This is a genomic window from Cupriavidus cauae, from assembly GCF_008632125.1.
Lineage (GTDB): Bacteria > Pseudomonadota > Gammaproteobacteria > Burkholderiales > Burkholderiaceae > Cupriavidus > Cupriavidus cauae.
On record NZ_VWRN01000016.1, the window covers coordinates 1 to 13820 of the forward strand.

Sequence of the window (13820 nt, forward strand, 5' to 3'; positions counted from 1 at the left end):
GAAGCGCCGTTCGAGCTCGGCCTGGCGTTCGAGCTCCGCCTGCTCGTCGCTGAAGGCGACATCGCCCAGCATCGACAGGCCCAGGCGCGCCTCCGCCTCGCTGGCATCGGCGACCACCGGCTTGACACGCCGGCGCAGCATCACGCCGCCGATCGCCAGCGCCAGCGCGGCCGCGCCGCCGGCTACCGCCGCCGGCCATGGGCCGACGCCGACCGGCACGGTCGACGCCGCGGCGGCATCGACGATGCGCACCGCGCTGCTGCGGTCGGCCTGCACCAGCGACAGCTGTTCGATCTTGCGGCGCAGGGTCATGTACATGTCCTCGGCCACCTTGACGTCGCGCGTCAGCGCCACCGATTCGCGCTCGGACAGCGACAGGTTCTGCATGCGCTCGTCGAGTTCGCGCCGCTCGCGGATCAGCTGCTGGATCTGGCTGTCGACGGTCTTCACCTCGTTGGCATCGGTGGTGAAGCGCTGCAGCAGCTTGGTACGCTCGAGCCGCAGCGCGGCGATCTGGCGCTGGTACTCCATGCTGCCTTGCAGATACGACTGCGCGTCCTGCGTCGGCTGGATCGAGCCGGAGCGCGAACGGTAACGCGTCAGCGCCGCCTCCGCGCGTTCGAGCTCGGCCTGCACGCGCGGCAGCTCGGCCGCAAGGAAGGCCAGCGACTCGGCCGCGTCGCCGCGCCGCGCGCTGGTCTGGCCGCGGATATAGCCATCGGCGATGCCGTTGACCAGATCGGCGGCCTGCTTGCGATCGCCGCTCTGCCAGGACAGCCGCACCGTGCCGCCCGGCATTTCGCTCACCTTGAGCTGGTTCGCGACGGCGTCGACCGTGGCCACCGGATCGCGCCGCATCAGCGTGAAGCGCGTGCCCGGCCGCGCGTCGATGCGCGAGATCAGCACCTCGACGCCATCGACCGCCGCCGACTCGCCGACTCGGCCTTCGAGCAGCGTACGGTTGCCATCGCTCAAGCGAAACGCGCCGCCGCTGAGCACCTCCAGCGTCAGCGGCTTGTTCAGCAGCCGCTCGGGCACCGCCAGCGTATCGAGCGCGATGCGCTCGCCGCCCCATGCATAGCCCATCCCCGGCGGCCAGGCGCCGCGCACCTGTCCCGGCTCGGACAGGCGTGCCGCCAGGGCGCCGACCAGCGGCGCGCGCACGGGCTCGGCGGTGATGCCGAGCCTGAGCTGCTCGATCACCGGCGCGGCCACCGCGCGGCTCTTCAGAATGCTGGCGTCGAAGCCGGCCGCGGGAGTCGACGGCGCGCCCGGTGCGCCGGCGACCGCAACGTCAGGCTGCGCGACCTGGATCAGCGCCGCGGCCTCGTAGCGCGGCGGCACCGTCAACGCGGCCAGTCCGGCCACGGCGGCGCCGGCCAGCGTCGCACCGACCAGCAGGCCGGCGCGATCCTGCAGCGCACGCGCATAGCCGGCCGGCCGCTGCGGCACCACGTTGGGAGCCGGCATCGTTCCGGCGAAAGACAACCTGTCCACGGCAATCTCCTGACGCACTGGCGCAGTTCACGCTTCGGCGAGGGCCGGCAGCAGCCGGTCGAACTCGCGCTTGACGAGCTTGTAGCATTCGCACGAATGCGCTTCGAGCCCATGACGATCCAGCACCGTGATATGGCCGCGGCTGTGATGGATCAGGCCGAGGTCCTCCAGCTTGCCGGCGGCCTCGGTCACGCCCTCGCGGCGCACGCCGAGCATGTTGGCGATGACCTGCTGCGTGATCACCAGCTCGTTGGTCGCCATGCGATCGAGTGCGAGCAGCAGCCAGCGGCACAGCTGCTTGTTCAGCGAATGATGGCGATTGCAGACCGCGGTCTGCGCGATCTGCGTCAGCACGGCCTGCACGTACAGCAGCGTGGCGCGCTGGATCGTCGGCGAGCGCATGAACTCCTGGCGCAGCGTGCCCGCCGACAGCCGATAGGCAAAGCCGGGCGTGCGCACCTCGACGCGGCACGGCATGGTGTCGCCGCCGGTCAGCACCGGAATGCCGACCAGGCCCTCGTTGCCGATCGCGGCGATCTCGGCCGTCGCGCCGTTTTCCAGCAGCGACAGCATCGACACGATCGCCGTGGTGGGAAAGTACACATGGTGGATGCGTTGACCCGAGTCGGTGAGCAGTTGTCCCGCGCGCATCCGCACCAGCTCCAGATGACCCGACAGCGTCTCCCACTCCTTGCGCGGCAGCGAGGCCAGCAGGTGGTTGACGTGCAAATCCGAACGTTGACCGATCATTTCTGTTCTCCCTTCTTGTCCTTTTTGTTGCTGTTTTTCCCCCGCCTCGCACCAGGACCCGTCGACGACGTCCGTCACAACCACGAGACAGCGATGCTGACCGTGACGGCGACGCGGTGCGGCTTGCGTGCTTCCATTAAGTTCCATCTGTGGGACGCCCAACAGTAGCCGCACGGCTGAAACCTGCTCATCCTTCGGTAGGTGGGAATCGGGAGGGAGCCGCGTTACAGCGGTGCAACCTTTTGGCACGGCGCAGCGGCGATGCCCGCGCGCGTTGTGATGGGGATTGGCTTGCGCGACGATGCGCTACGCGCCGTAGCCAAGTGGACGAGGCGCGTTCAGCGCGCGAATCTCACCCATCGGGATGGCGGTGTTCGCCAGACGGTTTAGGCCTTCTCCGCCGCCTTCATTGCCGTGCCCCTCCCGATCACGTGGTCCCTCGTCGGCACGCAGCAGCACACGGCGGCTCGCACCGGGTGCGAGATGGAAGTAATCGCTTGCCGGTTGCAGGTTCGCATCGTCGATCTGCACCCAGCGCGCGAAGCGGCGCGCCGATATCGTCAGCCACCACTGACCGTCGATGCGCTCGACCTGCGCATGCAGCTCAGGCGGCGTGAGCGCGTTGGCACTGCGATCGGGCAGATAGAAGGCTTCGCTGACGAGCGAGCCACTGGCGTCGAACCACGCCGCATGCACCACGTCATGCAGGCGCGGACCAAAGCGATAGGCATGGGCGAAGTCGAAGAATTCGCCCGCCAGCTCGGCGCCGCTGACGCATTGCACCGAGCGCGGCGCCAGCGTGAAGTCGCGTGCCACGTCGAGCAGCGGCGTCAGTCCGTCGCGCAGGCAGCGCAACTGCAGGCGTATCGGCTGCGGGGCCCCGGTCTCGTTGATCAGGTGCACATGCACGCCGTTCAGCCCTTCGTCGGTAAGCAGCACTTGCCGCGGCTGCCAGACCTGGCGCAGCGCATGCCAGGCGGATTTGGGCCGGCGCAGCGCATCGACGATGCCCCAGCCGGCGCCCGGGGCCAGGTCCTGCCATTGCCACACCAGTCCTCCGGCGCAGCTGGAGCCCGCGCGGCGCCATTCGGCGAAGACCTCGCTCATCAGCTCGGCGACGACCGCACGCGAGCACTGCAGATAGCGCGCCGGATCCTCCCTGCGCAGGCGTGCGGGATCGACGGCGTACAGCGATTGCAGATAGAAGTCGCGCACGTCCTCGAAGTCCCAGCTCGCACCGGCATCGCGCGGCACCGCGCGCTTCCAGCGCGGGTCGTGCACCGGCGCGACGCCGGCCATCGCCTCGCGCAGCGTGCGCTCGCATGGCACGTTGGCGAAGGCCAGGCATTCGGCGGCAAAACGCACGCGCGCGCGCCGCGCATCGTCGAGCGGCCGTTGGTAGGCGCCGACGCCGTAGTAGTGGCTGACGCCGCGATCGGGCTGGAATGGCCACGCACCGCCGCTGGGCGAGTTGCGGACATACGGCACGGCAACACCATGCGCGGCGATGCAGTCGGGAATCACCGTGTCGAACAGCGGCTGGCGCCACGCCTCGCGCGGGGCTCCTAGCATCGCCGCCTGCTGTTCCGCCTCGCTGCCGCCGCACAGCACGGCCAGGCTCGGATGGTGGCCATGCGCGGCCAGCCATTGGTGCACCTCGCGGCGTGCGTCGTCGAGCAGCTCGGCGGCGGAGCCGGCCTGGGCGCTGGTCCCGGAGTTGGTTGCGGCGTCAGTCCCGGCATTGGTCACGGCATTGGTCACGGCATTGGCCGCTGCGTTGATGCCGCCGCTCGGCCCGACGTTGGCCGAATAATCGAAGTTGGCAAACAGGAAGTCCTGCCAGACCAGCAGGCCCATCGCATTGCAGGCCGCGTAAAACGCCTCGCCCTGATAGCACGTCACGCCGCTGATGCGGATCATGTTCATGTTGGCGTCGCGCGCCTGTTCGAGCCACGCGGCGCAGGTCCGCGCATCGGGCGCGTGGCCATGCAGATCGAGGCTGGCCACGCAGGCGCCGCGGCAGAACACCGGCACGCCGTTGACGCGAACGACGAAGCCGCCGTCGCGCTCGTCGACATCGACGTGCCGGAAGCCGACGCGCGCACACGGCAGCGTCTGCGCGCCGGCGCGCAGCATCACGTCGTACAGCACCGGCTCGCCGTGCGTGTGCGGCCACCATTTGCGCACGCGGGGCACGCGTACGCTGCCGTGCCATACAAGGTCGTGTTGCGGGCTGCGCTGTGAGCCGTGTCGTGGGCCGTGCTGCGGGCCGTGCTGCGGGTCGTGCTGCGCGTCGTGTAGCGGGTCGTGCCGGCATGTCAGCGCGGCCTCGTGGCCGTCGACGATCACCGTCAGCGGCCCTTGCGCGAGCGCAGCGACGCCGCGCACCTGCACCGATACGATGCCGTCGTCGCCGTCCAGGCGCGCGATCGTTTCACAGCGGGCGGCGTCGAGCGCTCGCGCGGGCTCTCGCATCGGCAGCAGATCGATCTCGCGCCACGGGCCCACCGCGTGTACCGATGGACACCAGCCGGGCATATGGCCGAGCAGCGTGGTACGGACATGCCGCAACGACGGCAGCGACACCAGCCGCGGCTTCCATCGCACCGGACCGCGCCGGCCGCGCAGCGCGCGCTCGAGCGAGCGGAAGCACAGCGTCAGCGTGTGAGCACCGGACAGCATCAGTGCGATCTCGTGTTCGACGAACATCGAGCGGCTGTCGAGCACGCGGGTGTCGTCGAGCCACACCTCGCAGATCGTGGCGAGGCCGCGCAGCCGCAGGCAGTGGGCGCCCTCGCCGGAGATCGGCACGCGATACCAGTAGTCGCGCTGGTGCAGCGCGGGCGGCGCCTCGGCGCACCAGCGGCCCGCCGCCTGCAGCGCCTGCGCGACGGTGCCAGGGACCGGCGCCGGCAACCAGCCCACATTGCCCGGCACGGCGTCGGGCAAGTCGGGCGGCAAGTCGGGCGGCAAGTCGGCGGGCAAGTCAGTCGGCAAGTCAGTCGGCAAGTCGCCCGGCAACTCCGACGGCCTGGCGATCGCATCGGCCCCGGTTTCCAGCATCCGCCACGGACCGGCCAGCGGCTGCCGCGTCAGCGGCCGGCCCAGCGGCATGGCCGCCGCCATCCGTTCGCACACATCGGGCGCGGTCGTCGCTACGGCCGTGGGCGCGGTCGCGAGCGCGCCCGCGGCGTCAGGGCTCGCCCTCGCCGACATAGGCGGCAAGCGCCGGTACCGCGGCCTCGTAGCAGGCTTCCATCTGGTCCAGGCAATCCTGGCAAGCGTCGGGCCGGCGGCCGAGGATCGAGCGGATCAGCCGGAACTGCATCACCATCGCCTCCGATGCCAGCCGCTGGCAGGCCGTGGCGATCGCGGCCGGCAGCGGCTGTCCCTGCAGGCTGAGCCAGCGCAGGTACTTGCCCAGCAGCTCGAAGTTGGCGCCCAGCTGGCGCAGCACGTTGAAGGCGTACGGGTGGAAGGCCGGTTCGCCGCGCACCGCCAGTTCGTCCAGATGCTGCGGAAACACCTGCCGGTACGCCGCGATCGGGTTCTGCCGGGGTCGCCGCGCCAGATGCCGCCGCAACAGCGCCAGCGACGCGCGCAGCAGCATCGGCCCGGACAGCGGCGGAAAGCGCCGCCGCACCACCTCGGCATACGGGAACAGCAGATTGGGATCGGCCTGCAGGTCGGGCAGCAAGCGGAACAGCCCCGCATAGTCGTCGCCGCGTGCGACGTGGTAGCCGTCGTTGTGGTAATAGCCGACGCCGCGCGCCTCGGGCATCAGCACGTCGATGCCGATGGTGGTCTTGGTGTGCTGGCGCCGGTACGAGGTGGCGCGATTGTCCGGCAGGTAATAACCGTCGACCTCGAGCAGCACCACATGGCCGCGCGCGGTCTGCGTCGCGACATGGCGCTCCATCGCGTCGTAGAGCGAGAGCTCCTGCACCACCACGCCATAGAGCCGCTCCAGGTCGTCGACCGGGTATTTGAAGAAGGTGAATTGATCGCCCTCGAAGTCCTGCGCGACGGTAAACGGCAGCGCCGCCAGCGGATCGAGCTGCCAGCCGTGCAGCAGTTCGATCCACAGGTCGACGTAGCAGTTGGTCTGCGGCCAGACCGCCTGCTCGGTATGCAGGACATGCGAGGCATGCACGGCTGGCGCCAGCCGCCCGGTGCCGTCATACATGGCGCAGTCCCAGCAGCTCGCGCACCTGGCTCGGCCAGCGTGCCAGCGCAAAACCATGGTGGCGCAGCAGCGCCAGAATCAGCCGCTCGATGCCGAAGCCGACGCAACCGGTGTGGGCGCGCGCGCCGTCGGCGGTGCGCAGCGGCCAGACTTCGGCGAAGTGGTCCTTGTGGTAGTTGAAGCTCATGCAGGCAGTGGGCGGGGCGTCGTCGTGAATCGGAATCAACAGTTCGAACTTCAGTTTCTGCTCGCGCTGGCCGTCGGCGACGATCTTGCCGCCGCGGCCGAAGAACGGGTCGTTGGCCAGGTCGAGCTGCCAGGGCAAGGCCAGCTGCTGCGCCAGCGCGCTGCCCCGCTCGATCCACTGCGCGCGGAACGCGGCGACCTGCTCGGCGGTGCCCAGCCGCACGTACTCGCGCATGCGGAACAGCTGCATGCGCGCCGGATCAACCGAGGGCTCATGGCGGAAGCAGTACGACAGCACGTCGACGACTCGGCCCTGCGCCGGCAGCGGTCCGCGCGCGGCCATCACCGGATAGATCGGATAGCAGGCGGCCGGCGTCAGCACCACGCGCGTGGGCCGCTGCTGGTCGGCCCATTCCTCGCCGGCATCGAGCCTGGCCAGCAGCCGGTGATGATCGCGATCGCTGCCGCAGAAGCTGTGCACGGTGCCGGCCAGTTGCGGAAAGCTCTTCAGGTATTCGCTGGCTTCGAAGTCCTGCCGCGCCATCGCCGGCGGAAAGCGCATCACCTCGGCCTGCTGGTCGGCGCCGAGCGCGCCGATGGTGGCGTTCAGGCCGTCGGCAATGGCCTCGAAGTCGGCGCTGCGGCCATACAGGCCATCGACGCCGGTCGGAATCAGCAGGCCGGCCTCGATCAGCGCCTGGCGAAAGCGCCGCTGCGCCGCCAGCGCGGCCTCCTCCGGCGATCGTGACAGGCGCTGCGGCGGCGCCGCGGTGTCGGCAGGCTCGACGGCGCCACCGTGCTGGCCGCTCTGGTAGTCCATGCCGATTCTCCTCAATGCGAACGTTCGGCCAGCAGCAGGCTGGCGGTATTGGTCAGGATGCGGTCGTTGCTGATCATCAGCGGCGCCGACCACAGATCGCGCAGATGGCGGCCGACGCTGAACGGCGTGCCCTGCTTGTAGCCGGCCATGCCGCAGATCAGCAGCGCGATCTGCACCGCCTCGAGCGCCAGCGCCGACACGCTGGTCTTCAGGCCGTTCATTTCGGCGGCAAAGGCAAAGTCCGCGGAGACGGATCGGCCCGGTGTGTGCTGGCGGTAATGCGCGAGCGCCATCTGCACGCGCGCCTCCATCGTGTCGATCATCGCCGCCGCCTCCGCCAGCCGCGTGGCCGACGGCGGCAGCGTGCCGGGCCGCGAGCGCGCCTGCCCCTGGAAGAAGGCCTTGGCGCGCTGTACCGCGTCGGCGGCGATGCCGGTCCACAGCGCGCTCCACAGCATGTGCGACACCGGCGTCATGGTCGCGTCGGCGATCTCGCCGAACGGCACCGGCACGATCTGCTCGCAGGCGCCGCGCGCCTCCAGCCGGAAGCCGTTGCTGCAGGTGCCGCGCATGCCCAGCGTGTCCCAGCCGCTCGTGCATTGCAGCGTGCAGTCGCCGTCGAGCACGCAGACCAATACCTGGTCGGACTGCGGGGCCTCCGCATGGCGGCGCGCGGTGGCGAGGATCACGTCGGCCTGCGCGCCGTACGAAATGGTCGGCGCCATCTTGACCAGATGAAAGCGTCCACCGTCGGTGGCCACCGCACAGCCGCTGGTGCGCAGCGCGCCGCCGATCGACTGCTCCGAGGTGGCCGAGGCCAGCAGCAGCTGCTCGCCGGCGATGCGCGCAAGCAGGCGCTCGTGCCAGATACTGCCGCGCGCATGCGCGACCAGGCAGGCGACCTGGATCTGATGCATCGCGTAGATCATGCCAGTGGCCGCGCACGCGCCGCCGAGCACGCGGCAGATCGCCGCGATGGTTTCGAGCGACGCGCCGCCGCCACCGAGTTCCACCGGCACCATCGCACCGAGCAGGCCGCGCTCGCGCAACGCGGCAAAGGCGGCCTCGGGGAACGCCGCCTCGCGGTCCACGCGATCGGCCTGCGCCGTCGCCGGCGGCACCACCTCGCGCGCGGCAGCCAGCATGTCCCGCGGTGGATGCGCCGTGTCCGGCGGATCGACATGCGCCGCATCGGTGCCGGCATCGTGCGGGCGGGGCTGCACCGCCTGCGCCGTGAACGCGTTCATGCTGCCTCCTGCTGCTGGCGCAGATACACGATCGCGTCGGCCAGTGACTGGATGCTGCGAAACAGCTGGCGCGTCAACATGCGGTCCGGAATCTCGATATCGAAGGCGTTCTCGATGGCCAGCATCACGTGCACCGTGGCGAGCGACGACAGCCCGGCTTCATAGAGGTCGGCGTGATCGTCCAGCGTGTCCGCTGGCACCTCGAGCCGGCCCACCTCCGCCAGGATCGTGCGTATGGTGGCTTTCATGGTCTCCTCCCGCTGGGGTCTTGGTATGCCCCATTTGGCTCGACCGTACCCGCCGGCACCGTGCGCTTGCCAACGCACGTTCGCCACAGCCGTGGGCCGGAACTCTTTCAGAACGCGCTCTTGCCGGTCCAGCCATGCAGCGCGGTACGCGCGATGATCCGCAGGTCCAGCTGGAAGGACCAGTTGCGGATGTAATAGATATCGAACTCGATGCGCGCGCGCATCTTCTCGACCGTGTCGGTCTGCCCGCGCAGGCCGTTGATCTGCGCCCAGCCGGTGATGCCGGGCTTGACGCGATGGCGCAGCATGTAGCGGTCGATCAGCTCCTTGTACATCTCGTTGTGTTCGAGCGCGTGCGGGCGCGGGCCCACCACCGACATCTCGCCGCGCAGCACGTTGAAGAACTGCGGCAGCTCATCGAGGCTGGTACGGCGCAGGAAGGCGCCGATGCGGGTCACACGCGGATCGTTGCGCACCGCCTGCGTGACACCGCGGTCCTGGTGGACCACCATGGTGCGGAACTTGAAGACGTCGAAGGGCTTGCCGTCGATGCCCAGGCGCTTCTGCCGGAACAGCACCGGGCCCGGGGAGGACAGCTTGACCCCGATTGCGATGGCGACCAGCAGAGGCGACATGCCCAGCAGCGCCACCGCGGCGAACACGCGATCGAAGCTTGCCTTGAGCAGGCCCGTGATGCGCGAATCGGGCGGACTGTTCAGGTCGATCACCGGCAGGCCGAGGAATTCGCTGAAGCGGTGGCCCAGCAGCTCGACCGACATGATGTCGGGCACCCAGCGGATGTCGACCAGGTCGTTGCGGAACTGGTATACCACGTCGCACAGATCGCGGCACGCCGCCATCGGCAGCGTCAGCCAGATCTCGCGCACGTCCTGGCTGCGCACGAAGCGCGTGACGTCGCTCATTTCGCGCAGGATCGGCACGCCGGACGGCAGCGTGTCGTCGTCGTGGTCGCAGTAGATGCCGACCACGTGATAGCCGGCCTCGCGGATGCGATGCACGCGCCGGTACATCTCGTTGCCGAGCGGGCCGTAGCCGAAGATCAGCACGCGCTTGGCGTTGATGCCCTGCTGCCGCACATTGCCCAGCAGCTGGTACAGCACCAGCCTCGAGCCGATCAGCGCCAGCGAGACGGCGCCGAACCAGGTGGTCGACCACAAGCGCGACACCGCGCCGATCTGATGCATCAGGTAGGCCAGCACCAGGCCGCTGACCGCGACCAGGCTCCATGCCGCCAGCGTGCGCACGCCCAGTGCGGCGCGGCTGCGGCCGCGCCACGATTCGTAGAGCCCGCAGGCGGGGAACACGATCAGCGTGGCGACCGCGCAGAACGCGGTCAGGAAGCCATGTATCGGCGCCGCCGATGCCAGACCGCCCTCGGGAAACCAGAATTCGCCGACCAGGATGCCGCAGATGCCCACCGTCAACGCATCCGAGACCCGATACAGCAGTTGCAGCGCCGTCTGCCGCTCGACGATCGCCTGCGCGCTTGCCGTTGCCATGACCCTCTCCCCTTGCTGCCGTGTTCGATGCCGTGCGTCGGCATATCGGGAACATCGTCGCGCTCGGGTCGGCGTGGGGTCTGTTGGGTCCCCCACACAGGTGGGGCTGCTATACGGGCGAGGAAGACGGCGCGGTAGACGGGAAGGTGGACGCGGCCGGAGGCGCGATCGTCGCCGCTTCGCGCCGCTGCCAATCCTCGCGTTGAAACGGTCGCGCGCGGCCGGACAGATACAGCGCGATCTGTTCGATCCACTGCTCGGTCGGCGCATGCGCGCCCGATGCCGGCACCCCGAGCAGCAAGGCGCCGATCAGCAGCAGCAGCGGCGCGCGCCGCGATCGACGCCACCGCGGTGGCCGCCGCTGGCGCCGCCGCGGCGCGGTGGCCAGCAGATAGCCGCCGCTGACGGCAAATCCCAGCGCCAGTCCGCCCACCACTTCGCTGAGCGAATGCGCGCCCAGCGGCAAACGCGAATAGCCCACCAGCAGCGCCAGCGATGCGCCGAGCGTTGCCGCGATCCACCCGAGGCGCGGCCGCCGTCCCGGTGCGAGCCGATGCAGCAGCACCGGCAGCACGCTCGCCGCCATCATGCTGTGGCCCGAGAAACCGGTGAAGTCCAGCGCCGGCACGCCGATGCCCCAGCCGATAAAGGCCAGCTTCGATGCAAGCGTCAGTCCGGCGGCGGCGGCGAACGCCAGGCACCAGTCGCGCGCCGCGCGCCATTCGCCGCGATGGCACAGCGACAGCAGCAACAGCGCGGCGCACGGCAGCAGCAGCGCGGCGTCGCCGAAGCGCGAAATCAAGTGCCAGTGCCACATGGTGTCGAATGCCCCGCGGAATGCCCCGCGCCGCCGCGGCGCGACCGTGGGCTTTTGGTCCTTTTGGTTGATGGAAGTCGCAAGATCGATTGGATATCGTCAGTCTTGTGGTGGGCCAGGCGGAATCGGCCTGCCACTTTGGAGCCCGCATGGTCCCCCGGTCTGCGGGCTTCTTTTTTCCCCCTTCCTTGCGTTGCGGTCGTCGTCTGCGGTTGTCGTCTGCGGTCGTCGTCGACGGCCGCGCTCTTCCCAAAAAAGAAAGGACCCCGGCGTGCCGTCTGTCGAGCGGCGGCTCCGCCGTGGTCCGCAGATCCGGCCGGGCGATCGCCGCAGCCGATACGCGCGTGTACGCATGTCGTTCGATTCGTCATCCGACATGCGGCTCCCCCGAGCACGCGCCTTATTTCCCCCCTTCGTGTTCGTTCGCCTGGCTCTATCGCTTACCGATCGTCCGGCCGCGGCGTCCTGATGTCGCGGCCATCGCCCGCGCACGTGCCGGGCGCCACCGACAGGAACGATGTCGCCAGTCCCGCGGCAATGCGCCGCCGCGCTTCGCGCTCGCCGGCTTCGCGGGCCGCGATTACCGCGGCATCCTCGCTGCAGAACGCGCGGCCATGCAGTTCGCCGCGATGGACCAGCGGCCCATCGCATGCCGACGCCAGCCGGATCTCATAACAACACGCCCACTTGTTGCGGCCCTCCGGCACGGCAAAGCCGCGCACGATCAGGACCGCCGCTCCTCCATTCATATGACCCCCCGCTCCTGCCGGCGGCGGACCTTCTGATCCCGGGTCCGGCTACGCCAGCAGCGTAGTGCCAGCATAGGCCGCATCGCCGGTGGACGACCATCAGCCGCTTGCCGTAGAACCAGGGCGCAGAAAGTTGGAGGTCGCAGCGGGAGAGGGAGCAGGCGCCATCAGCCACGCCATGCTGGCGCGCGGAAAGCATTGGCCGCCGGCGGCGACCAGCGCCACCGCCGCGGAAAGCAGGTCGGGCGAAGCCGGTGCCAGCAGGCAGCCGCCGGCCCCGAGCCGGGCGGCGCGCTGCGTCAGCGCCGTGGCGCCTGGCCTGGCGATCAGCAGCCACCGGCGCGGCGCGATGCGCTGGCACAAGGCGTCGATCAGCGCGCCGGCATCCGCGTCGCTGCTGCTGCAATCGAGCAGCGCGAAATCGACGGGCTGTTTGGGCAATTGGGCCGAGGATGCGTGCAGCAGCCATTCCGGCGACTGCAAGGTCAACGGGCAGGAGGCCTGACGCTTGCCGAGGTGGCGCGACAGCGCGCGCAGCATGATCGCGTTGTTGGCCAGAAGAAGGGTCGTCATCGACTCGGGCGAGCTCAGGGGGGCGAGGTGACTGCCGGCGTGCATGTCCATAAGCCTAGCAAGCCGCCTCCCGGGCCGCCTCGACCATTGGAATGAAGTCCCTCAGCCGAAAGGATGAGTTCGCGCAAGCACATGCCACCGTGACCGGCGCCTTGCAACTCAGGCCGCCTGGCAGACCGCCGGCAATCGCATGGCGTCGACGTGCAACGGCACCGCGCCCAGCGTCGAGGGTCCAGGCCAGTTCAGCTTGGCGCCGCGCCGCAGCGCTTCGTAGACGGCCTCGCCCTTGTTGCGCACATGCAGGCGGTGGTACAGCGTGCAGGCGTGGGTCTTGGCGGTGGCCACCGAGATATTGAGCACGCGGCTGACCGTCTTGATCGGGTAGCCGCGTGCCAGCAGTGCCAGCACCTCGTATTGCCGCTCGGTGATATTGAGCAGATGCGAGCCGAACGACGGTGTTTCGATATCGGGCTGGATCAGCGGTGCGGTGCGGATGGCGATGTCCGCGGACCAGCCGGGAACGGCGCGGGTCGACTCGATCGGTTCATCCGGCCGGGTGGCCGTCCCTTCCCTGCCGCCGGTGTTCTGCAGGCCGGACAGCCCCGTTTGCCGCGTCGGCTGGGCGTGGACCAGCGCGGGAAAGCACTCGCCGCCGGCCAGCACCAGGCGGATGGCGGCGTCGAGCACCTCGGCGCAGCAGTTCTTCGACAGCAGGCCCGCCACCATCGGGGGCACGGATTCCTGCGCCATTGCGGCGGGCAGGCCATCGGCCAGCACCAGCACGCGCTGCGGCGCCAGATAGCGGCACACGTCCTCCATCGCTTGCCAGGTGCCGCTGCCATCGTCGTGCCAGCCGTAGATCAGCAGGTCGGCGTCGCGCAGGCGGGCGTCGTCGGGCGACGGCAGCGCGGCCGGTTCGACATCGATGACGTGGACGGGAAGCTCGGATTGCGCCAGCAACTGGCGCAGGCCCAATCGCAGTAATGGATGAGGCTCGATCAACAGAATGGTGGCCATGCCGCTCTCGTTCTTGTTGCGACACGTGCGCCGCGACGGTCGCCCGTGTGATCGGAAGTGCGGTGCTATGTTGCCCCTGCCCCTCCCTACGATCCATCCCGCTTCTGTTCGGCGCGGCGTTCAGCGCGGCCGTCCCTTCCCGTCAAGCGTGATGCAATCGCCCCGTTTGCGTGTTTGCACGCTTTCGATCCCTCTAAAGACAGACTTAAC

12 protein-coding genes are annotated in these 13820 nt (G+C 69.4%); all 12 read right to left on the reverse strand.

Translation table 11 applies throughout. The annotated features are described in order from the left end of the window. On the reverse strand, positions 1–1497 hold a 1497-nt coding region (locus tag F1599_RS04105; RefSeq protein ID WP_263363985.1), incomplete at its 3' end, for a GNVR domain-containing protein. A 27-nt stretch (positions 1498–1524) separates the two neighbouring features. After that, a complete protein-coding gene (locus tag F1599_RS04110) occupies positions 1525–2247 on the reverse strand; it encodes a Crp/Fnr family transcriptional regulator (RefSeq protein WP_006577453.1) in 723 nt (240 codons plus the stop codon). Between the two features lie 306 nt (positions 2248–2553). Next, positions 2554–5361, reverse strand: coding sequence for a glycoside hydrolase family 2 protein (locus tag F1599_RS04115; protein ID WP_150082286.1), 2808 nt, complete (start codon positions 5359–5361; stop codon positions 2554–2556). A gap of 79 nt (positions 5362–5440) precedes the next feature. Continuing rightward, positions 5441–6433, reverse strand: coding sequence for a DUF1839 family protein (locus F1599_RS04120; protein WP_187829212.1), 993 nt, complete (start codon positions 6431–6433; stop codon positions 5441–5443). Further along, entirely contained in the window at positions 6426–7439 is a 1014-nt protein-coding gene (locus F1599_RS04125; protein ID WP_150082287.1) for an amino acid--[acyl-carrier-protein] ligase, read from the reverse strand. The genes F1599_RS04120 and F1599_RS04125 overlap by 8 nt, the downstream gene beginning before the upstream one ends. An 11-nt stretch (positions 7440–7450) precedes the next feature. After that, complete coding sequence (locus tag F1599_RS04130; protein WP_150082288.1) at positions 7451–8686, reverse strand: acyl-CoA dehydrogenase family protein; 1236 nt, start codon at positions 8684–8686, stop codon at positions 7451–7453. Next, positions 8683–8934, reverse strand: coding sequence for an acyl carrier protein (locus tag F1599_RS04135; RefSeq protein ID WP_149318583.1), 252 nt, complete (start codon positions 8932–8934; stop codon positions 8683–8685). Before F1599_RS04135 ends, F1599_RS04130 begins: the two co-directional genes overlap by 4 nt. 107 nt (positions 8935–9041) lie before the next feature. Beyond that, on the reverse strand, positions 9042–10454 hold the full coding sequence (locus tag F1599_RS04140; RefSeq protein WP_149318584.1) for an undecaprenyl-phosphate glucose phosphotransferase: 1413 nt from the start codon (positions 10452–10454) through the stop codon (positions 9042–9044). Between the two features lie 109 nt (positions 10455–10563). Continuing rightward, on the reverse strand, positions 10564–11271 hold the full coding sequence (locus F1599_RS04145; RefSeq protein ID WP_150082289.1) for a phosphatase PAP2 family protein: 708 nt from the start codon (positions 11269–11271) through the stop codon (positions 10564–10566). 440 nt (positions 11272–11711) lie between these two features. After that, positions 11712–12020 (reverse strand): hypothetical protein, encoded by a 309-nt coding sequence (locus F1599_RS04150; RefSeq protein WP_150082290.1) that lies wholly within the window; start codon positions 12018–12020, stop codon positions 11712–11714. A 99-nt stretch (positions 12021–12119) separates the two neighbouring features. Continuing rightward, complete coding sequence (locus tag F1599_RS04155) at positions 12120–12593, reverse strand: response regulator transcription factor (RefSeq protein WP_187829213.1); 474 nt, start codon at positions 12591–12593, stop codon at positions 12120–12122. Positions 12594–12752: 159 nt separating this feature from the next. Continuing rightward, positions 12753–13610: a response regulator transcription factor gene (locus tag F1599_RS04160; RefSeq protein ID WP_149318587.1), complete on the reverse strand. Its 858-nt coding sequence runs from the start codon at positions 13608–13610 to the stop codon at positions 12753–12755. Between the last annotated feature and the right edge of the window lie 210 nt (positions 13611–13820).

Excerpts from the sequence above, each read along its gene's own strand:
- F1599_RS04110 (WP_006577453.1), bottom strand. The coding sequence starts at position 2,247 with ATGATCGGTCAACGTTCGGATTTGCACGTCAACCACCTGCTGGCCTCG.
- F1599_RS04140 (WP_149318584.1), bottom strand. The coding sequence starts at position 10,454 with ATGGCAACGGCAAGCGCGCAGGCGATCGTCGAGCGGCAGACGGCGCTG.
- F1599_RS04145 (WP_150082289.1), bottom strand. The coding sequence starts at position 11,271 with ATGTGGCACTGGCACTTGATTTCGCGCTTCGGCGACGCCGCGCTGCTG.
- F1599_RS04160 (WP_149318587.1), bottom strand. The coding sequence starts at position 13,610 with ATGGCCACCATTCTGTTGATCGAGCCTCATCCATTACTGCGATTGGGC.
- F1599_RS04150 (WP_150082290.1), bottom strand. The coding sequence starts at position 12,020 with ATGAATGGAGGAGCGGCGGTCCTGATCGTGCGCGGCTTTGCCGTGCCG.
- F1599_RS04125 (WP_150082287.1), bottom strand. The coding sequence starts at position 7,439 with ATGGACTACCAGAGCGGCCAGCACGGTGGCGCCGTCGAGCCTGCCGAC.
- F1599_RS04155 (WP_187829213.1), bottom strand. The coding sequence starts at position 12,593 with ATGACGACCCTTCTTCTGGCCAACAACGCGATCATGCTGCGCGCGCTG.
- F1599_RS04120 (WP_187829212.1), bottom strand. The coding sequence starts at position 6,433 with ATGTATGACGGCACCGGGCGGCTGGCGCCAGCCGTGCATGCCTCGCAT.
- F1599_RS04115 (WP_150082286.1), bottom strand. The coding sequence starts at position 5,361 with ATGCCGCTGGGCCGGCCGCTGACGCGGCAGCCGCTGGCCGGTCCGTGG.
- F1599_RS04130 (WP_150082288.1), bottom strand. The coding sequence starts at position 8,686 with ATGAACGCGTTCACGGCGCAGGCGGTGCAGCCCCGCCCGCACGATGCC.
- F1599_RS04135 (WP_149318583.1), bottom strand. The coding sequence starts at position 8,934 with ATGAAAGCCACCATACGCACGATCCTGGCGGAGGTGGGCCGGCTCGAG.